Annotated in this window: 27 protein-coding genes and 1 pseudogene; 2 read left to right on the top strand and 26 right to left on the bottom strand. The window is 71.0% G+C overall.

Going from position 1 to position 24,672, the window contains the following annotated elements; all coding sequences use genetic code 11:
- A complete protein-coding gene (locus IE258_RS33670) occupies positions 1-3,612 on the top strand; it encodes a LysM peptidoglycan-binding domain-containing protein (protein ID WP_189749554.1) in 3,612 nt (1,203 codons plus the stop codon).
- 369 nt (positions 3,613-3,981) lie between these two features.
- Here the strand turns inward: IE258_RS33670 and IE258_RS33665 are convergent, their stop codons facing one another.
- From IE258_RS33665 to IE258_RS33645, 5 genes are all read right to left on the bottom strand, one after another.
- Positions 3,982-4,128 carry a hypothetical protein gene (locus IE258_RS33665; protein ID WP_189749553.1) on the bottom strand — a complete coding sequence of 49 codons (147 nt, stop codon included), beginning with the start codon at positions 4,126-4,128 and terminating at the stop codon, positions 3,982-3,984.
- Positions 4,121-4,261, bottom strand: a complete 141-nt coding sequence (locus IE258_RS33660; RefSeq protein ID WP_189749552.1) for a hypothetical protein — start codon at positions 4,259-4,261, stop codon at positions 4,121-4,123. Before IE258_RS33660 ends, IE258_RS33665 begins: the two co-directional genes overlap by 8 nt.
- A 284-nt stretch (positions 4,262-4,545) precedes the next feature.
- On the bottom strand, positions 4,546-5,325 hold the full coding sequence (locus IE258_RS33655) for a hypothetical protein (RefSeq protein ID WP_189749551.1): 780 nt from the start codon (positions 5,323-5,325) through the stop codon (positions 4,546-4,548).
- Positions 5,322-5,570 (bottom strand): hypothetical protein, encoded by a 249-nt coding sequence (locus tag IE258_RS33650; protein WP_229892593.1) that lies wholly within the window; start codon positions 5,568-5,570, stop codon positions 5,322-5,324. The genes IE258_RS33655 and IE258_RS33650 overlap by 4 nt, the downstream gene beginning before the upstream one ends.
- Entirely contained in the window at positions 5,567-7,741 is a 2,175-nt protein-coding gene (locus IE258_RS33645; protein ID WP_189749550.1) for a Mucin-19, read from the bottom strand. The genes IE258_RS33650 and IE258_RS33645 overlap by 4 nt, the downstream gene beginning before the upstream one ends.
- A gap of 420 nt (positions 7,742-8,161) precedes the next feature.
- Between IE258_RS33645 and IE258_RS33640 the strand changes: the two genes are divergently transcribed.
- Positions 8,162-8,404, top strand: coding sequence for a hypothetical protein (locus IE258_RS33640; protein WP_189749548.1), 243 nt, complete (start codon positions 8,162-8,164; stop codon positions 8,402-8,404).
- A 252-nt stretch (positions 8,405-8,656) separates the two neighbouring features.
- On the opposite strand, the gene IE258_RS41475 is transcribed toward IE258_RS33640, so the two are convergent.
- The 21 genes and pseudogenes from IE258_RS41475 to IE258_RS33540 form a co-directional block, all read right to left on the bottom strand.
- Positions 8,657-9,040 carry a hypothetical protein gene (locus IE258_RS41475; RefSeq protein ID WP_229892603.1) on the bottom strand — a complete coding sequence of 128 codons (384 nt, stop codon included), beginning with the start codon at positions 9,038-9,040 and terminating at the stop codon, positions 8,657-8,659.
- A 3-nt stretch (positions 9,041-9,043) separates the two neighbouring features.
- A pseudogene (locus IE258_RS41470) lies at positions 9,044-9,397 on the bottom strand (RapZ C-terminal domain-containing protein); the annotation flags it as partial.
- Positions 9,398-9,465: 68 nt separating this feature from the next.
- Positions 9,466-10,365, bottom strand: a complete 900-nt coding sequence (locus IE258_RS33630) for a hypothetical protein (RefSeq protein ID WP_189749546.1) — start codon at positions 10,363-10,365, stop codon at positions 9,466-9,468.
- A 211-nt stretch (positions 10,366-10,576) separates the two neighbouring features.
- Positions 10,577-10,756 carry a DUF8839 family protein gene (locus tag IE258_RS33625; RefSeq protein WP_189749545.1) on the bottom strand — a complete coding sequence of 60 codons (180 nt, stop codon included), beginning with the start codon at positions 10,754-10,756 and terminating at the stop codon, positions 10,577-10,579.
- Positions 10,757-10,775: 19 nt separating this feature from the next.
- Entirely contained in the window at positions 10,776-11,894 is a 1,119-nt protein-coding gene (dnaN, locus tag IE258_RS33620; protein ID WP_189749543.1) for a DNA polymerase III subunit beta, read from the bottom strand.
- A gap of 91 nt (positions 11,895-11,985) precedes the next feature.
- The gene (locus tag IE258_RS33615; protein WP_189749542.1) at positions 11,986-12,165 is read right to left on the bottom strand and encodes a hypothetical protein; all 180 of its coding nucleotides are present in this window, start codon (positions 12,163-12,165) and stop codon (positions 11,986-11,988) included.
- Positions 12,166-12,302: 137 nt separating this feature from the next.
- The gene (locus IE258_RS33610) at positions 12,303-13,052 is read right to left on the bottom strand and encodes a hypothetical protein (RefSeq protein ID WP_189749541.1); all 750 of its coding nucleotides are present in this window, start codon (positions 13,050-13,052) and stop codon (positions 12,303-12,305) included.
- Positions 13,049-14,209 (bottom strand): RNA polymerase sigma factor, encoded by a 1,161-nt coding sequence (locus IE258_RS33605; RefSeq protein ID WP_189749539.1) that lies wholly within the window; start codon positions 14,207-14,209, stop codon positions 13,049-13,051. The genes IE258_RS33610 and IE258_RS33605 overlap by 4 nt, the downstream gene beginning before the upstream one ends.
- Before the next feature lie 186 nt (positions 14,210-14,395).
- Positions 14,396-14,923 (bottom strand): WhiB family transcriptional regulator, encoded by a 528-nt coding sequence (locus IE258_RS33600; RefSeq protein WP_189749538.1) that lies wholly within the window; start codon positions 14,921-14,923, stop codon positions 14,396-14,398.
- The gene (locus IE258_RS33595) at positions 14,920-15,378 is read right to left on the bottom strand and encodes an ASCH domain-containing protein (RefSeq protein WP_189749536.1); all 459 of its coding nucleotides are present in this window, start codon (positions 15,376-15,378) and stop codon (positions 14,920-14,922) included. Before IE258_RS33595 ends, IE258_RS33600 begins: the two co-directional genes overlap by 4 nt.
- Complete coding sequence (locus IE258_RS33590; protein WP_229892592.1) at positions 15,375-16,034, bottom strand: GGDEF domain-containing protein; 660 nt, start codon at positions 16,032-16,034, stop codon at positions 15,375-15,377. The genes IE258_RS33595 and IE258_RS33590 overlap by 4 nt, the downstream gene beginning before the upstream one ends.
- 191 nt (positions 16,035-16,225) lie before the next feature.
- Positions 16,226-16,996 carry a hypothetical protein gene (locus tag IE258_RS33585; protein ID WP_189749534.1) on the bottom strand — a complete coding sequence of 257 codons (771 nt, stop codon included), beginning with the start codon at positions 16,994-16,996 and terminating at the stop codon, positions 16,226-16,228.
- A gap of 77 nt (positions 16,997-17,073) precedes the next feature.
- Complete coding sequence (locus tag IE258_RS33580) at positions 17,074-17,919, bottom strand: hypothetical protein (protein ID WP_189749533.1); 846 nt, start codon at positions 17,917-17,919, stop codon at positions 17,074-17,076.
- A gap of 89 nt (positions 17,920-18,008) precedes the next feature.
- Positions 18,009-19,010, bottom strand: coding sequence for an ATP-binding protein (locus tag IE258_RS33575; RefSeq protein ID WP_229892591.1), 1,002 nt, complete (start codon positions 19,008-19,010; stop codon positions 18,009-18,011).
- 333 nt (positions 19,011-19,343) lie between these two features.
- Positions 19,344-19,727: a hypothetical protein gene (locus tag IE258_RS33570; protein ID WP_189749532.1), complete on the bottom strand. Its 384-nt coding sequence runs from the start codon at positions 19,725-19,727 to the stop codon at positions 19,344-19,346.
- Positions 19,728-19,839: 112 nt separating this feature from the next.
- A complete protein-coding gene (locus IE258_RS33565; RefSeq protein WP_229892589.1) occupies positions 19,840-20,343 on the bottom strand; it encodes a hypothetical protein in 504 nt (167 codons plus the stop codon).
- A gap of 130 nt (positions 20,344-20,473) precedes the next feature.
- Positions 20,474-20,938 (bottom strand): Pycsar system effector family protein, encoded by a 465-nt coding sequence (locus IE258_RS33560; RefSeq protein WP_189749530.1) that lies wholly within the window; start codon positions 20,936-20,938, stop codon positions 20,474-20,476.
- A 20-nt stretch (positions 20,939-20,958) separates the two neighbouring features.
- Positions 20,959-21,423: an RRQRL motif-containing zinc-binding protein gene (locus IE258_RS33555; RefSeq protein WP_189749528.1), complete on the bottom strand. Its 465-nt coding sequence runs from the start codon at positions 21,421-21,423 to the stop codon at positions 20,959-20,961.
- Positions 21,424-21,685: 262 nt separating this feature from the next.
- Positions 21,686-22,219 (bottom strand): DUF6197 family protein, encoded by a 534-nt coding sequence (locus tag IE258_RS33550; protein WP_189749527.1) that lies wholly within the window; start codon positions 22,217-22,219, stop codon positions 21,686-21,688.
- A 62-nt stretch (positions 22,220-22,281) separates the two neighbouring features.
- Positions 22,282-22,470 (bottom strand): hypothetical protein, encoded by a 189-nt coding sequence (locus tag IE258_RS33545; protein WP_189749526.1) that lies wholly within the window; start codon positions 22,468-22,470, stop codon positions 22,282-22,284.
- 82 nt (positions 22,471-22,552) lie between these two features.
- Positions 22,553-24,664 (bottom strand): chromosome segregation protein ParM, encoded by a 2,112-nt coding sequence (locus IE258_RS33540; protein WP_189749524.1) that lies wholly within the window; start codon positions 24,662-24,664, stop codon positions 22,553-22,555.
- Positions 24,665-24,672: the final 8 nt, after the last annotated feature.

Here is a 24,672-nt window from a genome sequence, read left to right as displayed (position 1 = left end):
ATGGCCCACCGCAAACCGAAGTCGCTGCGCGCCCTCAGCGCGCTGCTACGCGCCCTCACCAGCCTTGTCCTCCTGCTCGCCCTGGTCGGTGGCATCCCCCTAGCCTTGGTCGCCCTCGGCCATCAGCCCACCGAACTGTCCGGCGGGCTCAACCTGCTGCTCGAGCAGGACGACGGCACCCTGTGGCTGGTCGTGGCCACCTGCATCGGCTGGGCCGCCTGGGCTGCGCTCGCGTTCACCGTCGTTCTCGAAATCGTCGCCGTTGCCCGCCGTCGCTCGGCACCCCGCATCCGCGGCCTGGGCAGCATGCAATCCCTGGCCAGCTTCCTGGTCGGCGGCATCGTCCTGCTGGCCCCGACCGCCGCCTCGGCCGCGAGCACCGCGCCGGCTGTCGCGGTCACCCAGACTGTGGGTACCTCCACGGTCACCGCCAGCACAACGCCGACCAGCACGGCGACGTCCAGCACCGACTTCCCCACCCACACGGTCACATCGGCTACCGAAACCCCGTGGGACCTGGCCGAGGAATACCTCGGCAACGGGCAGCGGTGGCGCGACATCGCTGCCCTCAACCCGGACGTCCACGAGCTGACCTCCGGCGATCAGTACCTGCCCACCAGCGTGGTCATCAAGCTTCCCCTCGACGCCCGCCCCACAACACCGGCTGCCCCCGCGACCACAGACCCGGCAACCCCCGCGTCCGACAACCCCGCAGCCGCGAGCCCGGCCCCACACCACACCCCCGCCGCCGCTGACGACGACAAGGACCGCGAAACCGGCACCTCCGCCTCCCGCCACGCACCCAAACATGACGAGGTCACCGTCGCCCCCGGCGACAGCCTCTGGTCGATCGCCGGCGACGAGTACGGTGACCCCACCGCCTGGCAGGACATCTACAACGCCAACAAGGGCGAAGCCCAGCCCGGCGGCCGCGCCTTCACCGACCCGGACCTGGTCATCCCGGGCCAGCACCTTGATCTGCCAGACACCAGCGAGCACGCGAAGACACCGACCGGACCCGACACCAGTCAGGACACCCCTGCCTCGCCGCCCCAGGACACGCCAGCGGACCACGAACCGGACCACACGCCACCCAACACCGAAGACCAAGACACCGGGCACGATCAAGAGCAGCAGGCCCCGCCGGCCTCCACACCCGCCCCCTCGACGACCCCCACCACCGAACCGCCCTCCGCGGTCCCGAGCACACCGGCACCCTCCACCAGCACCGCCCCAGCGGCCGAAACCCCTGATCCCGCAGCTCAATCCGCTCAGGACAGCGCCGGCCGCGTCAGCGCCGTCATGACATGGACAGCAACCGGTGTCGTCTCCACAGCGTTGATCGGCACCCTCGCCGTACGCCGCCGTCGACAGCAGCACCGCCGTCGCCCCGGACGGCGCATCGCCATGCCCCAGGGCCGAGCCGCCGCCACGGAGCAGGGGCTGCGCAGCGTTCAGACACCCACCGGTTTCGACCTGCTCAACACCGCTCTGCGCAGCCTCGCACTCAACCTCCGAGCAGCCGGACGCGACCTGCCCGTCCTCAACGGGGCGGTCCTGCACGAAAGCCGCATCGAACTCCACCTCGCCCAAGCTGCCCCGCCCTGCGCCCCCTTCACCGCACCCGGGGACCGCCAGGACCTGTGGACCTGCACGGCCAACCACCCAGACCTGGCAGACACCGACACGCTGAACGGCGCCAGCGCCCCCTACCCCGCGCTCGTATCGATCGGGTGGGACCCCCAGGGCCACTACGTCCTCATCGACCTGGAACACATCGGCCTCCTCCACCTCGACGGCGACGCCGACCTCGCCCGTCACGTCCTGCAGGCCATCGCAGTCGAACTCGCAACCACTCCCGTTGCCGGACACCTCGAAGTCACCGCACTCGGACAGACCGCACCCGACCTTGAGAAGGCCGTACCCGAACGCGTCGCCCGCGCGGACACGGACGCTGCCAGCGCCGAACTCACCGCTCACACCGAAGACCAGCGCAACGCCCTCACCGCCCTGGGCGCCGATTCGCCGCGGGCGGCCCGACTCAGCGACGACGCCGGAGACTGGACCCCGCACATCGTCCTCGCCGAGCAGCTGAGCCCCACCGCCGAGAGCCTCCTGTCGACGCTTACCGCCCAGCCGCGCACCGCAAGCGCCGTCATCTCCACCGCCACCTTGGTCGACCCTCCAGACGAGGCGTGGACGCTGACCTGCCACGACCCCGCCGAGCTCGTCACCCTGCCGAACTCCGGACTGCTGGTTCGCCTGCAGACCCTTGACGACGACCGGTTCCGTGACGCCATCGAACTCCTCACCACCGCCGACACGGACACCGACGTCCCGGCAGCCCCTTTCAACCCCGACCTGACCAAGGCCGACGACGGAGGTCTCGACGGCCTGCCCGACGAGTACGTCTCCCTGGAGCAAGAGGACCTCGAAGCGGTCGCCGGCCCGGAGCCAAAGTCCCCTGCACCTGTCGCACCGGCCGGCGCTCTGGACAAGAAGCCGGACGCCAGGGAATCGCTCGCCGATGTCCTGGACGCAGACAAGGAGGACACGGGCAACGCGGCGGTCGCGGCACCCGCAGGACCGGCCAACGTTTCCCTTGGACTGACCACTCCGTGCGCCGTCACCACCTCCGCCGTGCACGCATCCATCCCCCCGCCTGCCGCGCCGGAAGCCGACTACGACACAGCCGGCGAGGAAACGGGCGAATCCCTCGCCGACGTCCTGGCGAGCGACACAGCGAGCGACGACGACCCCACCCGCTCCGCAGCCAGCCCTCCGCAGCCGCGCACCGCCAGCCCGGCCACCCCGCCGATCAGCACGCCACTCGCGGAGGACGAGCCCACCCCGAGCGGCCCGGCGGTCCTCCTCCTCGGGCCGCTGACCATCGAGGGCGCCACAGGACGTGTCGACTCCAACCGCAAGAGTGTTGCCACCGAACTCCTGGCCTTCCTCGCCCTGCACCCGGGAAGCGACCACCACGCGGTCGACTCCGCACTGTGGCCCGCCTCCCGCGTGAACAAGGAGATGCGTAACGCCGTCATCAGCCGCGCCCGGTCCTGGCTCGGCACCGACACCGACGGCAACCAACACCTGCCCCGGTTGCAGAACACCCCAGACAAGCGCTACCGACTCGGCCCGCACGTCACTGGCGACTGGCTCACCTTCCAACGCCACGCCCGCCAAGGACTCACCGACCACAGCGAGGACGGCGACCGAGCGCTGCGACGAGCCCTGGCCCTGGTCCGCGGCCGCCCCTTCGCCGGCATGGACCCCCAGCGCTACGCCTGGGCCGAGCCCATCATCCAAGAGATGATCTCCGCGATCACGGACGTCGCCGTCGAACTCTCCACTCGACGACGCGAGGCCCGCGACCCCCGCGGAGCCCTGTGGGCCGCCCAGCAAGGCCTGCTCGCCGTCGAGGACAGCGAGACCCTGTACCGCGCGGTGTTCCTCGCGCACCACGCAGTCGGCGACATCGACGCGCTCCGCAGCGCCGCCGAACGTCTCCGTGCTATCAACGACTCGATCGGAGGCGGCGTGGAGATGGAAGCCGACACTGCCGAACTCCTGCGCAACCTCTTGCCCCGCCCCATTCACACGCGCTGAACCCAGGAAGACTCACCTTGCCTACGAGCCGCCCCTGCCTCCGGGAGACCTCGTCCGTTCGAGGGTCGACCGCTCGTAGCCTCGGCTGATGCTGCCGTGCCGGGTAGCCTGCCCGGCTAGTGGCGTACTGCCGATCAGCGCCCGCGTCCGGAGCCACGCCGCCGGACGCGGGGGTCAAGGTCCTGCGGGGCCTGCTCCCAACCGTTCTACGTTCCGTCGTTTCTGCCGAGGACTACTGGCGCTGGACCATGAGCGGTGTGAGGTGCAGCCGGAGCCGCCACAAGAAGGAGACCGAGCCGGCCGTCCCGCTGGAGCCGACCATCAGTACGTTGTGGGCCTCGCCGAACGGCCCCGGCGTCCTGATGCGCCCTACCTGCGTGTGAGGGCGAGCAACTCCTGAGTCTCCTCGGCGGCAACGCTGGCGCTGTCGAGGAGGGACGTCACCTGCTGGAGTGCGGCGGCGTGATCGCCGTACACGGTGATCGCCGCCAGGCGCTGGGGGGTGCTGTCAGGCACGGTGGGCTTCTGGGAGCGGGGGCTGATGGTCGGGGGAGCGGTTGATGACGATGGCGGTGGCGTTGTCCGCGTCGAGTCCGACGGCGGCGAACGCGGCGATGCCGCCGTCGGCGGCCTCGTCCAGTGGCTCCATCGGATCCAGGGTGGTGCCGCGCTACGGGCCCGGCGGTCGCGTCGCTTTGACGGTCGACTCGCCGTCCGTACTGGCGCCGGGCTGGCCCGTGGTGTGCTCGGTCACCGGACGGCGGAAGGACAGGACTGTTGCCGACGGCCGGTCCGCGGGAGCACCTGCGCACTGGCGCCGGTGGCCGGCATGCCAGGGCCCGGCCTGTTCCGGCAGCAGCTCGTCCTCGGAGATCCAGCAGGTCCGGCACGTGGCGGTGTGGGTTTCCGCATCGTACGAGTACAAGGGAACGCTCACTGGTTCTCCTTCCAGGCGCGGATCTCCAGGTAAACGATCTCCGCTTCGGGGTGCATGCGGCCGGTGTCGACCAGCCAGCCTTTGACCGCCGCGGTGACGTCGCCGCCGGCTGCGTCCACCATGCGTTTGAAGTCGGTAGCCTCGAAGCCCTGTTCGCCGGATCCTGGGCCGCCGACATTCGCTCCGTAGGCACGCTCCTCGGTGCCGTCACGGCGCTGGACGACGTTGCGTCGCACGCCGGGGGAGTCGGCGAGGCGGCCGGAGTCGTGGGTGAACATGCTGCGCAGCGCCCGCACCGTGAACGCGATCTTCCCGTTGTTCTCGGCAGCCTCCGCGATGATCGGATACAGGCGGGAGGCGCCGGCCGCGATGTGCTGCTTGCCTGCCCTGGCCAGCGACGACGTCCACTTCTTCCGGCGCCGACCGTGCTCGTCTGTGACGGTTTTGGTGGAGCGCACTGCGTTACGTCGGCGTACCCGGGCTACCTCGCCGCTCTTCGTCAGCCGTGGCCGGACGTGGCCGCGGGCCAGCCGCTTGAGGCTCTCGACGTCCCGCGGTCCGCCGGCCTGTACTTCCTGGACGACGGCCCGCAGCGCTTCCACCATCGAGGCGCCCTTGTTCTTCGTGAAGAACTGCGACACGAGGGAGGCGTTGCGGCCGAGGATCTCAGCGACCTGCTTCTTGTTGAAGCCTTCGTCGAGCAGCTGCTCAGTGAGGCGGGCGGCCTCGTTGCGCTGTTCGCGGCGACTGCCGCCGCGGCGCTGGCGGGGGGTCATGCGGCCGTCACCTCATCCTTGTCATGGCACTCGTGGCGGGAGTCGGCGGTGTCGCCGTCCTCCCAGTCGCCGTCGCCGCTGGCGCCGCAGATGCATTCCCACTGCCCGTACCAGCCGACGGTTCCTGGCTCGGGGCAGTCGTAGTGCCCGGATTCGGGAGCGTCTGCGTCGGAAAAGAGGGCCTCGTCGTAGGCGCCGCATTCGGAGTGCTCCCAGCGGGCCTCCCACGTCACGTCACCAGTCACAGGGCTTCAGCCTCCAGATTCTGGCGGCCCAGCTTCTGCAGTGTGTAGAACTCTTCGTCGCTGGTCGGGGTGTTCTGCTCCCAGTCCAGGGCGCCCTTGAGGAGGTAGTCGCCCGGCTGCCCGCTGTAGGGCCAGTCCGGCCGTCCGGTGGTGTAGATGGCGTCGGTGCGGAAAGCGAGGACCGATCCGGCTGGCAGGTGCAGGGCGCCGGCCGGGACGCCCTTGCCGACCTTGACGTCGCCGGTCTTGTCGTCCTGCCCGATCACCACGCTCTGGTGCGTCGACAGCAGCGCCGCGCGAGCGGCCGACCACACCGCGGCCGCCCACTCCGGGTGCGCGTACGGATCCCGTGCGAAGCCCCCGTCGCGCTGCCACGTGACGTGAGTGTCCGTGATTCCGGTCAGCCGTGCTCCGTCGGGGATCTCCGGGGTGGACCCGTCTGCGTTGAGTTCCACGGACCCGGTGGTCATCTTCGGACGCTGCGCGAATGTGCCGATCCCGTACAGCAGGATCGACCGCACCGCCCGCGCGGCCAGCCGGAACGCCCACCGCATGGACTCATCGCCGTGCGAAGTGGACCAGCGCAGGAGGTGGTTCCACACACTCTTGAGCTTCGTGGACCACTCCTGCAGCGGGCGCTGGTTCTTCTCCCACACCAGGCCGTCGAGGAACTCCACCTTCCACGGCATGATCGGGTTCCGCAGAGCCATGTTGATTTCCGCGCCCCCCGCCCAGGTCGTGAAGGTGCGCCCCGGCTCGTACGGGTAGTGCCAGGACCGTTCCCCGGGGGCGGGGGCCGGCAGCAGACCGACGTGTTCCCACTCCTGCGGGATGGTGACTCGCACCTGCCAGTGCGACGGCGCGTAGAGCAGGTCCCCTTTCTCCTTGTCGCTCAGCGAGGCGATCGCCGTGGTCGTCATCCGTCGTGGGACGCCGGTCGGCGAGATCGAGCAGTGCCGGGCGTAGGCGAACGTCCGGTCCAGCTCGTACCAGGCGGGCACCTGCTCCGGTACCCGTGGCGGGGTGATCAGCTCGGTGCGCCCCTGCCCTGCCGTGGCGTGGAGCAGTCCGCGGAGCTCCTGCGAGAGCACCGGGTAGCCCTCGGCCCAGCGGCCCCGTTCCGGGATGGTCCGTGTCCACAGGTCACGGCCGGTCTGCGAGGGCGACCCCATGAGTACGACGTCCCTCCACTTTTCGTGGAGTGCCTTCCACAGTTCTACGAAGGCCTGGCGGATGATCTCCGGGGGTGCGCCCTGGGGGTCGAACCACTCGCCCACGCTGCGGATTTCGGTGTGCTGGTCCGTGCCGCGCTGCCACCGGCCCACCGGGTTGCGCGGATGCACCAGGTGCCCGGCCTGGCGGTCCTTGCCACGCGAGGACTCCACCTGCCAGCCTTCCGGCAGCGGGGCGTTCAGCCATGCGGAGACCGCGTCTTTCAGAAAGTCGTACCGGCCTGCGTCCCTGTGCCAGGGGTCACCGCCGGTGACGTAGATTCGCTCGATCGTGGGAGGGACCGTCGCGTACACCGCGGTCAGGATCTCCGCCACGCTGGCGCGCCCCAGCTCCAGCCGGGCTGTCCCGCCGGACCACACAAGGACTCCGGTCGCGGTGTCGAGGAAGGCCATCTGTCGCACGGCCTGCTTGAAGTTCGGCGGCTTTGACACCAGGTTCGGCTCCTGCCTGAACCATCGGTCGCCCTCGGAACCGGCCGGAATCGACGGCAGTTCCCGTGCAGGCATCTCCTTGGCCGTCTGGGCGGCCGGAGTCGTCGGGACCTGCTCGGCCGTGGCGGGGCCGGGCGATGGCCTCTCGTGCTGGGCCTCCGCGTCCGAGGCCTCGGCCGAGACAAGCGGTGTGCCCAGGTCGGGTGTGGTGCCGACGGGCTCCGTGATCGCCTGTGTGACAGTCTCTGGTGTGGAGAGGTCGTCGTTCGTCGGGCCGCTCGCGGGGGCCTGGGGCCCAAGGTGCGGGGCCAGGGCGACGACGTCGATCACCGAGAGGCCTGCCGATGTCGCCAGCCGATCGGCCTTCGCCTTCTCGTACGTCCCCAACTCGGCGATCTTCTTGTCACGAGCGGTCTGCAGCTTCTTCAGCTGGCGTTCCAGGGGCCTGATCTCGTCGCGAAGCTGGCGCAGGTCGGTGAGGCCGTCGTTGTAGCTCTTGGCGTCCATCTGTCAGTGGCTTCCTTCGGAGATCGCCGGAACAACCGCACGCCCCCCATTGTGAAGAATTTGGTTATGCATAGTCAAGCTATGCGCCTCTTCTTGCTGCTTACGCCCTGCCCGCGAGCGCATCCTCTATCTCATCGAGCCCGCCGGGCGGGTCTGCATGGTCTCAGAGTCCACTGACGACAAGACGTCCGATCCGTCCGCCCGCCGACCGGTCGGCTCGAGGGTCACAGTGCGGCGGTCGACGCCACGGAGTATCTAGAGCATAATCTCCAGATGCATAGTCTCACTCTGCATCTTCTGGAACGGTGAGGGCCGGGAGCTGCTACCAGCTCGTCACCGCTGGCTGATCAGTTCACGCAATACGCGATCTGTTTCGCCGGCGGGCCTGTCCACCCCCTGCAACGCGGATGGAGTTCATCAGTGACCCCTCGACACAGCCGACCTGAGGGCGCCGAGAAGAGGCTGCAAGAGGCCGTCAGGGCGGCAAAGCAGCAACGCGACAAGGCTGTCCGGCAGGCTGAGACGACCTTCTGGACCGAGATCGCCGAACTCAAGCAGTCCTACAGGGGAGCCCATACCGACATCGCGTCCGTCCTCGGAGTCACCCGTGATGCGATCCTCAAATCGGTCAAAAAGTACGCCAGTGACGGGCGAGAAGAGTAGTCGGCCATCCCCCAGGATGCCTGAGCACGCCTCTGGCCCACGTCGGTTCAGCACGAGCCGACAGCGTCCCAGAGGCCTGAAGAGGACCGGTTCCAGCTGCTCGAGCGGATCCGGCCGCGGCTCGGAGGCCACAAACACAAAGAGGCCCGTGCCCCGCGACGGCGGGACACGGGCCTCAGCGCTCTACGAGCCGGTCAGGCCCCCACGGGCCTCTGCTGGTCACTGCAGTGCGGCCCAGGGCGTTCCGTGCAGCTACGCACCATCGGGTACGGGGTGGGTGTAGCGGATGAGCTTGCCGAGGCTGCGGGCGTATGCGATCTCGTTGCGGGTGCTTTCCCCGATATAGCCGCCGGGGTTCACGACGAGCACCTGGTCGGCGAGGTTGATCTTCTGGCGGTGCAGCGCATCCAGCATGTCCTTGAGACGAGCTGCTCGCCCCGGCTCTTCCCACAGAGGGTGCGCCACCTTCATGTCACAACCAGGTGCAAGGACGATCCGGCCGGCCGCCGTCTCGTACAGGTTGGCCTCGGCGAGCGCGTCCCAGAACCTGGTGGAGCCGCACAGGACGACGACAGGCGGTCGCACTGCGTCCTGGCTGCGTGCGGCATTGAGTACGCGTGGCAGGCGGACGTGCAGGTGCTCGACGTCGACATGGTAGCCGCGTTCCCGAAGTGCCTGGGCGAGCAGTTCAGTGAGGGCGCTGGCACGGTGCCGGCCTCCGGCACACCCGATGGCGATGCGGCGAGGCCTGGCGGGCAGGGTGGCGTACTCGCGGAGGTTGGCGAGCAGTTCACGGGCGCCGGGGGTGGTGGCGACGACGTCCTGGACGCGGGGGTGGAGGCCGTCGAGGTCGAGGATGTCCCGGGCGGCGGCCGGGTCCCGGAGCCGGTCGCGCACGTCCTCTACTCGGTCGGCGGCGGGCGGGATAGGCGCGCCGTCGGGACCGGTGGGCAGGTGGAGGTAGCCGAAGGAGATCAGTTGGATGCTGTGCACGGATGCAGTGCTCCTGTCTGCGCGGGTGGTGGGGTGTGGTGGGCGCCGGTCCTGGGGGCGTGACCTGGTCAGGCCCTTTTCGGGTTCGGGCGCATGGCGGCGCGGCGGGCGGTGAGCGCGACTCGGTCCTGCCAGGACTGGGCGGCCTGGACTGGCGGTACACCGCGCAGGGTCTCGCTGTAGAGCCACCGGTCCCGCTGCGCGTCCAGGTCGTCGAGGACGCTGATGGTGCCGTAGGAGACGGCGGCGAGCTGCTGCCATGCGCCGGTGGCGTGCTGGTCGCGGCAGGTAGCGCAAAGCCGCTGGCCGATGAGCGGGTTGAACCAGATGGCACAGCCGGCTGTGCAGGGGTATCCCGGCTGGCAGTGGCAGGCGAAGCAGCCGTCGGGGCTGGTCGGCGACCAGCGGCGGTGCTTGGTCAGGCTGAGGTGCCGTACAGGGACGGCCGGCCATGCGTGACCGCACGAGCGGCACCGGTGGTATCGGCCCCAGCCGGCACGGCCAGGCCCGTCGGTGAGGGATGTCGACCGGCTGGCACGCCCGCACGCGGGGCATTCGGACTGGACGGCGACGTCCTCGCGGTCCAGCCACTCGATGTCGATGACGGTGGCGCTTTGCGCCGTGGGGTCGTCGGGCTCGGCTTCCTCGAAGTACCAGGCGTACTCATCCTCGTCGTGGGTGTCGGCTTCGCCTCCCCGAGTTACCTTGATGTTGATGCGCCTGGTCCCGGAGCGGATCAGGTCGGCGAGGTTGCCGCCGGGCAGGACTCGGTGACCCCACACACGGCGCTGGTAGGCGTTGGTGACGGCCAGGACAGCACGATCGGTGATGTGCCCTAACGCCATCAATCGGTCGCACTCTTCGCCCAAGGGGATGGCCGGGATGCCGTACAGGGTGTCGAAGCCCTCCCGCGCGGTGCCGGAGAGGGTGAACTGCTGGCCTGGGAGGGCCTCGTTGAAAGCGGTCATGGGGTGTCGCTTCTCCACGGTGAGGGGGCGGTTGTGCTGCGGGCCGGCCGGACTGGCGCCGACGGCCGACCCGCAGGTATGGGAAGCGCCTGACCAAGGCAGGCCAGACGTGACGGTCAGGGAGCGGGGGGAGAACGGCGCTGAGCTTGTGCCGGAGCACGAGGCTCGGCAGGGTCCTGTGGGACGGGGCGCAGCTGCGTCGCGGCACTGTTCAGCGGCGGGTGGGCTGGTCGGTGATGACGAGGAACGAGTCGGACTGCAGGTCCATGACGACCCGGGCAGGCGTTCCCTGGGCCTGCTGGCCGACGGCGTACTCGTCGGCGGGCCAGGAACCGCGGGGGCCGCCGGCGGGGAAACGCTCGAGGATCGTGGGCTGGGACGAGTCGGACATGAGTCGTCTCCAGGTGTGGTCAGTTGGTCAGCCGGATCGGCATGAGGAGGTAGCGGAGCGCTTGGTCGTCGCCGTCGTGGGCACGCAGGACGGCGGGCTTGGTGGGGGAGGTGAAGTCGAACTGGACGGACTCGGCCGTCAGGGCGTTCAGGCCGTCCAGGAGGAAGGCGGGGTTGAAGGCGATGGTCAGCTCGCCGCCGGTGAGACTGGTGTCGACGTTGTCGACGGCCTGGGCGTCGTCGCCGGTGCCGCCTTCCAGGACGAGGGTGCTGTCGGCGGTGAAGGTCAGCTTGATCGGTGCGTCCCTCTTGGGCGAGACCAGTGCGACACGCTGGGCAGCGGCCTTGAGAGCGTCGATCTCCACGGTGGCCGCGTGGGCGAACTCGGTGGGGCACAGCGCGTCGTACTTCGGCAGTTCGCCCTCCAGGGCGCGGATGGTGGTTGTGGTGAGGTCGCTGCGCAGGGTGAAGAGGCCGGCGTCGCCGGTTGGCAGGGCGAGGTCGACAGTGGTGTCGTCGGCCGTGGCCTTGGCGGCGTCGCTCAGGGCGCGGCCGGGGATGACTGCGCTGGTGTCCGGGAGGTTGGCGTCCTTCCAGGACAGGGTGCGGACGGCGAAACGGTAGCGGTCGGTGGCGCACAGGGTGAGGGTGGCCGCTTCGCTGTCGTGGCGCAGGCCGATGCCGGTGAGGGTGGGCAGCGATTCTTCTCGGCTGACGGCGCAGGCGACCTGAGCGACAGCTTCAGCGAAGGCGCGGCCGTCGAGGGTGCCGGTAATGGTGCCGGGCTCCGGCAGGGCCGGGTACTCGTCGAGGGGCAGGGTGGGCAGGATGAAGCGGGCTGATCCGGCCTTGAGGACCAGGCGGGGGCCGCGCAGTTCGAGGTGTACGTCGCCGCGGACGATGCAGACGATGTCGGACAGCAGTCGGCCGGAGACCAGGGCGCGCCCGGTCTCGGTGACGGTGGCGGCCACGGTGGTGTCGGCGCTGATCTCGTAGTCGAAGGCGCTGACGCGCAGCTGGCTGCTGGAGGCGTCCAGCAGGAGACCGGCGAGGACGGGGACCGGAGGCCGGGCGGGCAGGCTTCGGGCGGCGTAGCTGACTGCTGCGGCGAATGCGGCGTGGTCGATGGTGAGCTTCACAGGTCGCGGTCCTTCTGGCTGAGGGTCCAGGTGCAGTTGATGGCCGGTGGCTGGGGCGAGGGGTTGGGCTCGGTCGGGGCGTTGTCCGGGGTCACTGGTTCGGGACGGGCAGGTCGAGGTGCTGGGCGAGGGCCTGCCGGGTGGGCAGGTCGTGGGCCTGGTCGTGGAGGAAGGCGGCGACTTCTCGGACGCGCCGGCGCAGCTTGGCCAGTTCGTCTTCGGCTGCGTGCAGCGCGGCAGCCGCCTGATGGGCGGTGAGGTGGTTGGTCATGGTGGTCCCGGGGTGGGCCGATCAGCGGGTGGTGGCCGGGGCGCTGCTGTGCGTGGCGGCGGACCTACTCGGCGTGCCAGGCACCGCGGGGCGTCCCGGCAGTGATGCGTTTCAGGGGTGCTTCGCTCTGCCGGTGATCACGGGTCGCTGTCGTCGGTGCCGGTGACGGGGATGTCGCCGAACATGTCGTCGAGGGCGCGGGTGACGGCAGGCCGGCTCGCGGGCCGGGTCGCGTTGAGGACTTGGTGGGTGAGGTCGGTCAGGTTGATGGCGTTGAACACAGCGGTGAGTTCCGCGACGGTCTGCTGGTCCACGGCTGTGTGGTCGTCGGGCTGCTGGCTGCGCGGGTGGCAGTTCAGGGCGTTGACGTGGTCGGCGAGGCGGTGGGCCAGGGCCGGGCTGATGTCGAGGATGTGCGTCTGGTCTGAGGCGGAGCTGAGGGGGTCGTTGGGGTTGATGGTGATGCCGATGGTCCGTCCGGGCGCGTTGTACGCGAACCGGTTCAGGGCTTCAGCGAGGGCCGTGATCGCGGTGCTGTGCTCCGTGTCCGTGCCCGGTGTGGGCAGGGTGTCCGTGCCGTCCTCGTCCGTGTCCAGCAGCGGGGCCCCCCACAGCACGTCGAGGGACTCGCCGTGGAGCTGCAGAACGCCGGAGGCGGTCATGGGGATGGTGAGGTGGCCGGTGACGCGCAGCAGGTCGCCGGGCTGGCGTTCGGTGAGGAGTTGCTCGGTGATCTCCGGCTGTGTGGTGGTGCAGGGGATGACGGCTTCGTCGACGAGGTCGTCGGTGCCGGTTGAGCAGGCCAGCCGCCAGGAGGCGACGCCGTCATCGGTCACGGCGGCGTCCTCGAGGTAGCCGGTGAGGGCGAGCGGTATGCGGTCCATCATCGTGCCGTCCTCCTCCTGCGCCCGGTGGCCTGGCGGCGCAGGGGCCGCGGCAGGGAGCTGACGGTCCTGCGGTGCCGGGCTCGTGTGCGGGCCTGGTCCCGGGCGTCGGCGAGGCTGCACCCGTCGCACGGCTCGGTGTCGGCGGCTTCGTGGCAGTGGTGGCCCTCCACGGTGCCGTGCGGGGCGGTGATGCCGTGGGCGGCGGCGAGCCGGTACAAGGGATCGCCGGGCACGCCTGTGCGCTGGGTGATGCTGCGCTCGGTGAAGCCGTCGCGCAGCAGGACCAGCGCCACGGCTTGAGCGGTCGTGAGCGCGGACGGCGCGGCGTGAGGAGTCGCCATGGCGTCGGCCATTCCAGGGGTCGTGGCGTCGCCGGGCGCGGGTCGGCGCGGTGACGGCACGTGCGGGGAAGCCTGCGAGGACACGCATGCCTGCGAGGAGGGGGCGTTGGAGGAGTCGGAGGGCGCTTGGAGGAGCGCGGCCTTGACGTCCGGGGCGCTGAGGCTCCGCAGCGCACGGTCCTTGAGTATCTTGGCCGCGCCGGTGCTGCGGTCCATGCGCTGGCCGACCTCGCAGAACGGCAGGTTGTCCCAGTAGCGCAGCCGCAAGCACTCCCACTGGTCGGGGGTCAGCCTGGCCAGAGCTTTGCGGAGCTCGGCGAGGACGTCGGCCCTGGCCATGGACTCGGTGACGTGGGCGCCGATGTCCCCGACGGCCACGTCCTGGTCGTACATGTCGCCGGTCGGGACCTCCCGCCGGGTCCGGGCGCTCTTGTAATGGTCGACCAGGAGGTTGCGGGCGATCGTGGACAGCCAGGCTCCGAAGTCGGTGCCGCGCCAGGTGAAGGCGTTGATCCGGGTGAGGGCCCGCACGAACACGTCGCCGGTCAGGTCCTCGCTCAGCGGCCGGTCGCGGGTGCGGCGCAGCAGGTAGGTGTAGATCTGCGGCCGGTAGTGGCCGTACAGGACACCGAACGCTTCGCGGTCGCCGCTGCGCGCGCGGTCGACCAGGACCGTCACGGGCGGTGCCGCTGATGCCGTCGTGGGACGGGGCGGCGACGTGGGTAAGCCGGATATCTGCCGGCGGACCGGGACGGTGGTGCGCATGCGATTGTCCGTCAGGCCGTGGGCGGCCGGCGGGGGAGCAGACTGCTGCATGGGGGTTCCTTCAGACGGTTCGAAAGGTCAGTGAGGGCTGTCGTCCCTGGCACGCCGATCACGCCGAGGGGCGGGGCCGCCTTCTGGCAGGTGGCGGGCCCAGGTGCGGACGCGGAGTGCTGCCTGGTGGGCCGGCGGGGTCCTCTGCTTCAACGGACCCCGCCGGTGACGTGCAGGGCCCAGCGCCTAGGCGGCGGTGAGGCCGGCCATCAGGCGGCTCAGGTTCCGCTGCTGCTGCGAGGGGGTGAGCGGCGCTCGCATCGGGCCGTTGACTTCGCGGTCCAGGCGGACGATGCGGCTCTGGTTCACGGTCAGCGGGTCGTGCCGAGCGGCAGCTGCCCGCTCGCGGCGGTCCTTGTCCTGGTCGGCGAGGACGTCGATCCAGTCGGGGCCAAGCCGGTCGGCGATGCGCTTACGCAGCTCGGTGCGCTGGCCGGGGGTGGTGGCCGCGAAGATACCGACCTTGGTCAGCGGCTTGTTGACCAGGGCCCACCGCAGGCAGTCCTTGACGATGGGGCAGCCGGAGCAGGCCCGGCGTGCCCGGGCCAGCCGTTGCTCTGTCGACTGCCGGCCTGCGCCGCTGCGGTCGCCGTTGACGAAGTCGAACGTGTCCGGCTGCGTCTGGCAGGGGGTCGGGACGGGGCTGTGGGGGAAGGGGAAGCGCGGGTCGGGCTGGGTGAAGTGGCTGGGGTGGGGGGCACCGGTGCGAGTCATGACGCGATCTCCGGGAGCATTGCGTGCAACTGCGGGGGGAGCTGGGCAAGGACCCGTTCGTACACGGCGAGCGGGACACGCCAGGGGCCGAGCTGGCCGCGACGCCACGGAACGGGCAGCGCCAGGGCGTGGACATCGGACAGGACCAGATGGACGCGGTCGGGATGTGCCCAGGGACTGCACGGCTCGCCGGTGTCGGTGTGGGAGCCGGTGATGCGGACGACGCCGAGGACGGCGCGGGTGGGCAGCTCGACGCCGCGGACGGTGCGCGCGACGAGGGGGTCGCGCAGCGCCTGGCGGTCCGTCTCGGCGCCGGCGTGCAGGAGGCGCCATCCCGGCGTCCATGCCTGGGGCCGGTTCTCTACGCGTTTGTCGCCGTGCAGGATGCAGGCGGCCCAGGGCTGCTTGATGGTGATGCCGCGGACGGAGTCCGGGGCGTAGATGGGCGGTGTCATGCGGCGGCCCCGGGGGTGCTGGTGCCAGGTCGGCCCAGGCGCCGGCCGTTGACGGACGGAGTGGTGGCGTGGGTGCGGTCGGCGAGCACCGGCCGGCCGGTGTGCTTGCCCGCGTACATCGCGGCGTCGGCGGCCCGCTGCAGCGTCGACAGGTCGTTGGTGCCGAGAGCGTCGGGAGCAGCGGCACCGATGGACACGGCGACGTCGATCAGGTGTCCGTCGACATCGACCGGTTCCGCCAGCGTGGCGGCGAGCTGGCGCAGGCGCCGTTGGCGCTGGGCGGGGGCGAAGCGGGCCGTCGCGGCGAACTCGTCACCGCCGAGGCGGCCGGCCACACCGCGGCTTCCCGCCCACGTGGCCAGGCGCTGTGCGGTGGCTTGCAGGACACGGTCGCCGGCGAAGTGGCCGTGGGTGTCGTTGATCTGCTTGAAGTGGTCGACGTCGACGAGGATCACGAGGGCGTCGGTGCTGTGTCGGTCGATGATCTGCCGGGCGCGGCTGGTGTAGCTGTCGCGGAGATGCAGGCCGGTCAGCGGGTCACGGCGGGCGGCTCGGCGGACCCGGACGTCGTCGGCGAGGGCCGCCAGCGCGATGGGCACGGCGGCCGCGATGACGAAAGTTCGGGACGGCTGCCGTAGCAGGGCAGGAGCGGGCATGATGGTGTCTCCGTTCTCGCCCGTGCGGGCGGAATGAGAGAGGCGCACCCTCGGGCTGTCCAGGCTCTGGTGAGGGTGCGCCTCTTGCTGTGGTGACTGGTGGTGCATGCTGATGCCGCTGTGCCGTCACGGGACGGCACAGCGGTCGGGACGTCCGGGAATGCCTCTGCCGATGCTGCTGCCGGGAACCGTCAGGCAGCGGCGGAGGCGGGGGAGTCGAGGCCGGTCCCGCGGAGCGCGTCCAGGACGTACGCGTCGAAGCGAGTCTGGTGCTGGGCGGCGACCGCGTGGCCGATGGCGCGGCCGTAGGCGTAGCTGTACGCGTACATGCTGGCGTCGGTGTCGGCGAGGGCCTGGTCGACGGCGCGGCGCGCAAGGTGCTCGATCCAGGTCTGCGCGGCCGACTCGCGGCGGGCGTGCGACATGGTGAGGGCCACCGACTCCGCCCTCCGGCCACTGGCGCACGCGCGGCCGCCGCACTGCTCCCAGTTCCACTCACGCTGGCGCATGCCCTCGGGGTCCGCGTCCCAGTCCGCAGCCCAGCGCGCAGCCTGCTTGGGGATCTGCTGCTGAACAACGTCCAGGACGTCGCGCCCGCGGGGGCCGAGCGCGCGGTGGGCGTCGGTCTCCTCGATGACGCGAATCTGGTGGGACAGCAGCCGGTAGGGGTAGTGGCGCTGGCTCCAGTTGCCGGTCTCGCCCAGCGGCTCCACGATCCACAGCCGGACGGGCCAGGTGATGGGCCAGATACCGGTGTCCTCCAGCGCCTCGCCGACGCGCTTGACCATGCGGAAGTAGGAGAAGCGGCTCTCGTCGTACCACTTGTTGCGGCAGGGGTTGGGGTGGTCGATGACGTTGCCGACGTTGTCGGCGAGGTTCACCGGGGTGCCGGCGTGCCGGGACATCTCGATGATGCCGTCGGCGGGGGTGGCGATGTACCAGGTGACGGGCCTGCGGGCCATGCGGTCCTCCGTGAAGGGGTGGGAGCGGCCGGGGCCGCTCGGTAACTGGGTGTGGGGCGGGGTGCGCACGTCGGTGGTCAGGCGCGGTAGACGGGCGGGCGGACTCCGGCGCGGAGTTCGCGGATGATCGAGCAGGGGCCCTTGGTGGCGCAGAACGCGTCGTCGGTGTCCGGGAGGGCGTTGCCCGTGGTGCCCCACATGTCGCGGGCGAGCGCGTTCACGGTGCGCAACATCTCGCCGTTGTTGGGGCGGCAGGCGCTGTGTTTGTCGCCGACGCCGTGCCGGTGGGCGCTGATGATGTGCTGGCGGGCCTGGCGGGCTGCCCAACGGCGGCTACTGGGGCCGGTGTTCTCGTGGACGTGCCCGCAGTCGTAGAAGGTGTCCAGGTGGCAGGCGGTGCAGTGGTAGGTGATCAGCTGCTCCGGGGTGCCGCCGGGGCGCCAGGTGCCTTCGAACTCGTAGACGACGACTTCGGTGCCCGGGGTCTCGGTGTGCGCGAAGGCGGTGACGAGGCCGACGCCGTCCGCGATGCCGCCGCGTGCCTGCACGTTCCAGAAGGTGCGGGGGAGGAAGCCGTCCCAGCCCTTGCCGTGGGGCCACTGGGCGTACAGGACGCCCTGCGAGGCGTCGAAGGTCGCCTTGCCGTCGGCGTTCTCGCGCTTGTACTGCTCGATCTGCTCGATCGACCCGAAGTACGTCGCGGAGAACTCCTCGGACTCCAGGAAGATCAGCCCGTACCCCTCGGGGCGGGTGTCGTGGCCGTTCTCCTTCAGCATGTCGACCATGTCCTCGTAGCCGGGGTTGCCGGGGACGATGGTGGCGACCAAGGGCAGCCGGTAGTAGTCGCAGCTCGTGACGTGGGCCGGGTGGTCCTCGCTGACGTGGTGCGCGGTGCCGTACGTGTTCGTGATCGTGATGCCCATGCCGGGGTGTCCTTCCTGGGGTAACGGCGGGCGCCGGGTGTGCCCGGCGCCCTGTGGGGTGGGGTTGTTCGGCGTGGCGGCGGTACGCCTCACGCGCGGACCGCGGCCGCGAACTGCTCTTCCAGGTCCGCGCGGCCCTCGGGGTCGTCGTCCTGGTTGTGGTCGTCGGCTTCCTGGTCGACGTCGTCGGGGCCGCCGTGGACGGAGCAGACGGCGTCCGGGTGCAGCCCGGTGTCGCTGGTGTGCGCCGTCCACAGGTCGGTGACCGAGGAGACCGGTTGCCATGCCGGGGCGTCGCACTCGTCGTCGTACGGGCAGCCGACCAGCAGGTCGAAGCCCACGTCGCCCTCGCCGTCGACGTCGGTGCGCAGGGCGAGGATCAGGCGGTCGGGCCCGAGGCGGATCTCGCCGACGCGGTCGCCGCCGGCGAGCGGCGAGTTGTCCCGCCACCGCCACAGCGGCAGCACCTGCTCGCCGAACGTGCGGCGGACCAGGAGCAGGCCGCCCAGGCCGTCGCCGCCGTCCCAGCCGAGCTCGCGGCGGCGGGTGTCGCTGGCCCGCTTGAGCAGCGGCTCCAGGCGGTGGATGTTGTCGGCGAACACGACGTGGTCGAAGCCCTCGCTGCGCAGCTGGGGGAAGGCGGCGACGGCTTCGGCGTGTTGGCGGCGTACGACGCCCTCGGGCACCGCGCGGTCCAGGGTCCGGGCGGCCTGGCGCTCCACGCAGACCGAGGCCGGCGTGGAGACCAGGAACGCGACGGTGGGCATGCCGTAGTTCCGGGCCATCTGCACCAGGCCGGCCCTCACCCGTTCCTCCGTGTTCGTCGCGTCGATCACCGTCGTCCGCTTCCGGGCAAGGCGGGCGTCCAGCACGGTGTGCATCACGTGGACAGCGGACAAGGTGGCTTCCTGGTCCCCGGCCTCGTCCGAGACCATCGCCCTGAACTGGTCGAGCTCCAGGACCTGCGTGGAGGGCCAGGTGCTCGCCCAGGTGCTCTTGCCGCTGCCCGCCGCGCCGATGAGGACGATCAGTGCCGGGTCGGGGATGGTCGTGTCGAGCGACTGCATGGTGCCTTCGAAGGTGGTCTTCACAGGCGTTCTCCTTGTGGGTGGAGGGTGGGGGTGGCCAGGTGCAGGCGCATCCCGGCGGAGTCGAGGAGGAAGGCCGCGGCTTCGCTAATCGCGCAGGCGGCGGACTCGGGAGTCCTCGCCGTCCAGCTTGGTGAGCGCGGCGGCGGCCCTCGGGGCCATCGTCAGCTGGTTGAGCGAGCCGAGGACGCCGCCCTTGGGGGACAGCTTGCGCAGCGTCCTCCGCGAGGAACTCGGCGTCGATCGGACCGCCCAGTTCGTCCTCGATCTGCTGGACGGCGAGCCTCGGAGCCCCGGGGCGGCCGGGTCTGGTGGCCTGCGGCCGCCCCGGGCGTTTCAGTGGCCGGCGGTGTGTGCGTCGGCGGTAGCGCGGACGGTGTCGGCGAGGAGCACGGTCATCTCGTGGCCGTGGTCGACGGCGGCCTCCAGGCGCCGGATGAGGTTGTCCGGCATGCCGTGCCTGCGGGCGCCGTCCAGCGCGGTCTCCAGGTGGCCGACGTCGGCCAGGACACGGCCGCGAATGTCCAGGAATCCGGGCTGCATGACGAGGGCGCTGTCGTGCGGGCGCAGGGGCAGACGGGCCGTGTCGATGGCCTGTCGGTGGGCGGTGGCGGTCTGCTCGGCGAGCACGTCGTCGATCTCGGCGGTGGTGGTGTGAGCGCGGCGCCAGCCCAGGCGGGCGGCGACGGCGTCCATCGGGGATCGGCGGGTGTGGGGCACGGGGACCTCCAGGGAGGTGGGTCGCCGGGTCCGGGTGACCGGGCGGACACCGCACCGTCCCGCAGCCGGAGCAGTCCAGCTGCGGGGCGGTACGGAGAGCGCCGGTCGCCGGCTACTGCCGGCCGTTCAGCCTCCGGAGGAACGGGACGCTGTGGCAGTCGAGGGGTGCGTCGGTGTGCTGGGAGCGGCCGTGGGTGGGCCGCAGTTCGGCGAGGATCTCCAGCAGGGTGTCCTCGGTGTCGAGTTGGATGTCGACGTAGCCGTGGCCGCAGGTGCACGGCACGATCAGGGTGAGGACGTCGCGGGCGCCGTCCGTCTCGCTGATGTGCAGGGTGTGATGCAGCCACAGGCCGCCGTCCAGCCACGCGACCGCCGACGGCTCGAAGGCGACGTCGTTGCCGCGCAGGGCGGGGTAGCCGCGCCAGTCCATCGCCTCGATGACCTGCGCGAGGCTGTGCGCGTAGGCGCTGTAGATGTGGTGGGCGGCAGCGGTTTCGGCTTCGTCGCGCTGCTCCTCCTCGGTCGGCCCGGCGGCTTCCTCCGCCATGTCCAGGAGGTAGGCGAGCGGGGAGTCGGCCGCGTAGGGGCGTGTCGGCAGGGCCAGGATGTCGGTCATCCACGTCTCCGGATGGTGTGATGGGCGGGCCGGGCTGTCCGGTCCTCGGCGCTGCCCCGGCCGGTGGGTGCAGGCCGGCCGGGGCAGCACGGAGGGCCGCCAGGTCGCTGGCAGCCGGGGGAGTAGTGGGTCAGAGCGCGGTGCTGATGGCGGCCAGTGCCAGGACTGCGAGAGCGGTGAGGACGCAGTCGACGGCGCGGCGCAGCCGGGAGAACTTGGCGAGCGCGATGCGGGACAGGATGCGGATGCGGGCGGCGCGGGTGTCGCCGTGCATGCACGCGTGGATCTGCGTCTCCGCCAGGCGGGCCCAGTACGGGAATGAGGCGCGGTCCTGGCCGCCGAGGCGAGGGCGGACGACTAACAGCAGCAGGACCGTGGCGGCGCCGAGCGCCGCGACGGCCATGCCGCCCAGCACGCGAGCGGGCATCGGCAGCGGCTGACCGGCGAGGGTGGCCAGGCCGGCGAGCGTCGCGCCGGTGAAGGCCAACAGGAGACTCGCCTTGCCATCGGTGCGGCCGATTTCTGTCTGCACGGTCGCCAGGGCCGCATCCAGGTTCTTGTCTGTGAGGCTCGTGGTCGTGGTCGGTGTGGACATCGCTTCGTCTCCAGGCAGGGCTATGCGGCGAGGGTGTGGCCGGGCGGGAGGGTGTAGGTGGTGGGGTCGGCGGGCGTGCCGTCGTAGCACTCCAGGCACGAACCCAAGGTCTTCAGCGGCAGGCAGTAGTGGTAACGGCGACGGCATGTGGGGCAGGTCTGCCGGGCGGCCATGGCCCGGTCCAGGGCCCACTCCTGGGCCAGCGTCGGCGTGCGTTTCGGAAGCGCCAGCTCGATGCGGTAGAAGTAGGCCTTGCGTCGCCCGTTGCGCCAGCTCAGCCCCGGCATCGCGTTCTGGCCTCCCGGCCGTAACCCCAGGGCACGTAGCTGGCGGCGAGTGGCGAGTCCGGTCTTTGGCACTGGTCCCTGGCCCCGGACAGCGGCGAGTATCGCTGCAGCGTTGGGGCCCTGCAGCCAACCGAATTCGACAGGTTTGCCGTCGTCGTAGACGTCGATGTCGACCAGGTCCTCGAGCTCGTCGGCCATCGTCAGCTCCAGGTACCGGGCAACCGGGCAGGGCGCTGCGGGTAGCGGGGGCCGGGACGCTGCGGGCGGGGCCGGCCGATCCGGCGGCGCGGGCGGGGGATGAGCACGAGTGTTCTCCTCCAGCGGTTGGATGGGTGTCACCGCGCCCTGCTGACGTCGGTGCGTCGGCGGGGCGCGGGAGTTGGACGGTGGTGAGCAGGCTGGACGGCCTGGCCCGCACCCGACCGCGAGGGTTCGGGAGGCAGGCGGCCGGAGCAGGGGGTCAGAGGCCGCGGGCGTCGGCGAGGCCGGCGGCCTGGTCGACCATGCGAAGCGGAACGCGGGCCGATCCGTGCGCGTCGTTGAAGGACGGCACGGAGTCGACGTCGCCGAACCTGCGTCGGATCACGTCCAGGAGCACGGCGGCCGCGTCGGCTTCCAGGCCGCTGTCGCCGCGGGCCTCGGCTCGGATGGCTCCGAGCATGCAGCGGGCGCCGTCCTCGTCGACCAGGGCGCCGGAGCACCAGCCGCCGGTGAACAGCCGGTGGTGGGCGCGCTGCAGAAGGGCCGCTACCGGGGTGGGGTACAGGTCCGCCAGCGGGGCGGGCCCGGTGTCGATGGGGCCGGTAACGACAGCGGCCAAGTCGACGGGCTCGGTGGGGATGTGCGCGGTGTTGACCTCGTAGGCGACCTTGGCTTCGTCCAGCCGGAGAGTCATCGCCGTGTTGATGAAGGCGAGGCGTTCATCGAAGGTCAGTTCCGCTGGCGCGGGGGTGGCCGGAGTGGTCCGGTCTATGGCGGGGCGGGTCTGGTGCATCGGGGCTCCTGGTGGCGTCGAGGGCGCGGGGGCGGGCTTCGACGCCGGCGGCCGGGGCGGGGTCAGATGCTGGCGATCCAGCCGGTGACGGCGCTGATCGCGTTGGTGATGAGCGGTGCGGCGCCGGTGGAGGCGAGGAAGAAGCCGAATCCGGCGCAGGCAAGGGCGGGTCCGAGACGTACGGAGCCACCCCGGATGAGGACGGCGACGACGATGCCGAGCAGGACGACGGCGGAGATCGATACGGCCACGGGGCGGTGTGTCCTTTGCACGTGTGGGCAGGGCCCGGCCGCACCCGGCCGAGCCCTGCGAGGGCGGGGAGCGTGAGGCGGGTCAGACGCCGGAAAGGTTCTTGATGGCCTCCAGCGCCTGACGGGCTGAGGTGACCGTGTCGCGGCGCGCGGCGGACTTGCTGCCGACACGGCGCGGGCCGCCGTCCTTCTCGGGCGGGGCGTCGTCGCCGTCTTCTTCGTCGCCCGGCTCAGGGCCGAACTCGCCGGGCCGGGGCGGCTCGGTCCAGTCGAACCACAGGTCCCGCACCTCGAGCTCGCGGATCTCGTGGTCGGTCAGGGTGGCGATGATGTCGGGGAAGTAGTCGTCGAGGCCGTTCTTGAAGTCCATGAACAGCGTGCGCAGGACCTCGGGCTGCTTGGCTTCGACGATCCAGCCGGCGCCGCCGGTGTTGGAGTTGGCTGGCGGCTCGGGCTCGCCGCGCATCACCCGCTCGATCCGGCCCACCTCCTCGGGGGAGAAGGATCGGGGGAGGGGGTCGGGGATGTTCTCGGACGGGATGCCAAGGGCCTTGAACATGGCACCGACCTTGCTGGGGGCGACCTTCAGGACGACCGGGATGCAGTTCTCGCGCAGGTTTTCGCACAGCAGCTGCGTGAAGCCGTCCTGCACGTAGATGGACTGGCCGGCGACCTTGATGCCGATGCCGTACTTGCGGCCCTTGACCGACACCTTCTCCGCGAGGTCCATGATCTCCGCGCCGTAGTCGCCGTGGCGGGCGGCGGAGAGGAACTCGTCGAGGTAGGCGGACAGCATCCGGTAGGGGCAGCCCGGCAGCTTCGGGTCCCAGTCGTAGACGTGTCCGTCCTCCCACGGCATCTCACCGCGGATCTCCATCAGCGCATCCAGCGCCCGCAGGAGCCGGATCATGTAGAGGGCGCCGACGCCGTACCGGTCGACGTACTGGCCCAGCTTGGCGGCCTTCTCGTCGGGGGCCTCCGCCGCCAGCCACACCACCGCGCCGAACAGGGCGTCGGCAGCGACATGCAGGCCCATCAGCTGGGTTTTGCCGCCACCGGACGGGGCGACGAACAGACCGTGCGATGCGCCCCGGTCGGTGTAGACGCGGTTGCGGGCGGGCTGGCCGTTGCCGAGGAAGCCGGTCACCCACCGGCCGTCCTTGTCCGGAGTGAGCAGCTCGCGGGTGGCGGGAAAGATCCTCGCCAGCGGGCTGGAGTCCCACAGGGAGACCAGGACCTGGTTGCCGTCGATGGTGACGAACAGCCGGCCTTCGTCGTACTTGGTCTTCAGCGCGGCCGCCAGGGCGTGCTGGTTGACGCGCGGCTCGCCCGCCTCGTCGGGGACTTGGGCGATGTAGTGGGTGACCTTGCGCTCGTTGTCGCGAACCTCCTTGACGAACTCCGAGCCGGGTACGGAGCCGTTCGCGATCCGGTCGGCCCACCACTCGTGGGCGGTGGGGGTCTTGCGGCGCCGGTCGTTCGCGTCGGGGGTGACGTGGACTTCCCGCCAGGCGGGGCCGCCCTCACGCCCGGCCTGCCGGACGATCTCCTTGATGATCACGTCGGTGACGTCGACGCCGAACGCGGCCGCGATGTCGTCCTCCTTGAGGCCGGAGATGGCCCGGCCGGCCTCGGAGGCGCGCAGCAGGAGCGTCAGGTCGTGGGGCGTGCCGGGGTGCGGGGTCGCCTTGATGACGATGGTGCGGCCGGGCATGCCGCGGTTCTCCCACAGCCGGCGGACCTGCCGGGTGAAGGAGTCGGCGCCGTCGTCCGGCTGCGCCGGGGACGGCTCGGGCTCAACGGGCTGGAGCCGCGGGGCCGGGGCCGGGGCGGCGAGCGCAGGCCGGTGACGGCGGCGGGTGTGCCGGGAGAACGGCATCACGAGCAGGCCGGCCGCCGCCCACCCGGCCGCCAGAACGGCGTCCAGGCAGTAGGGGCCGAAGCCGATCGTGTGCCGGGCGGCGACGTCGATGGCCGCGGCGGCCACGAGCGGGGACCAGCGCAGGATCTTGCGGCCCGCGCCGGACTCGTCACTCTTGTAGGCGAGGAACCAGCCGCCGACGCCGACGGCGCCCGCCAGCTGCACGACCGTGTTGACGGGGCTGTCGGGGGAGAGGTTCGGGGCCGCGACGAGGACCGGGGCGGCCAGGGTGTAGAGGGTGCGCTCCAGTGCGACGCTGCGCGGCACGGACACGGGGTGTT

Source organism: Streptomyces tendae (assembly GCF_014650435.1).
GTDB lineage: Bacteria > Actinomycetota > Actinomycetes > Streptomycetales > Streptomycetaceae > Streptomyces > Streptomyces tendae.
This window is presented reverse-complemented; position numbering and strand designations above follow the sequence as displayed.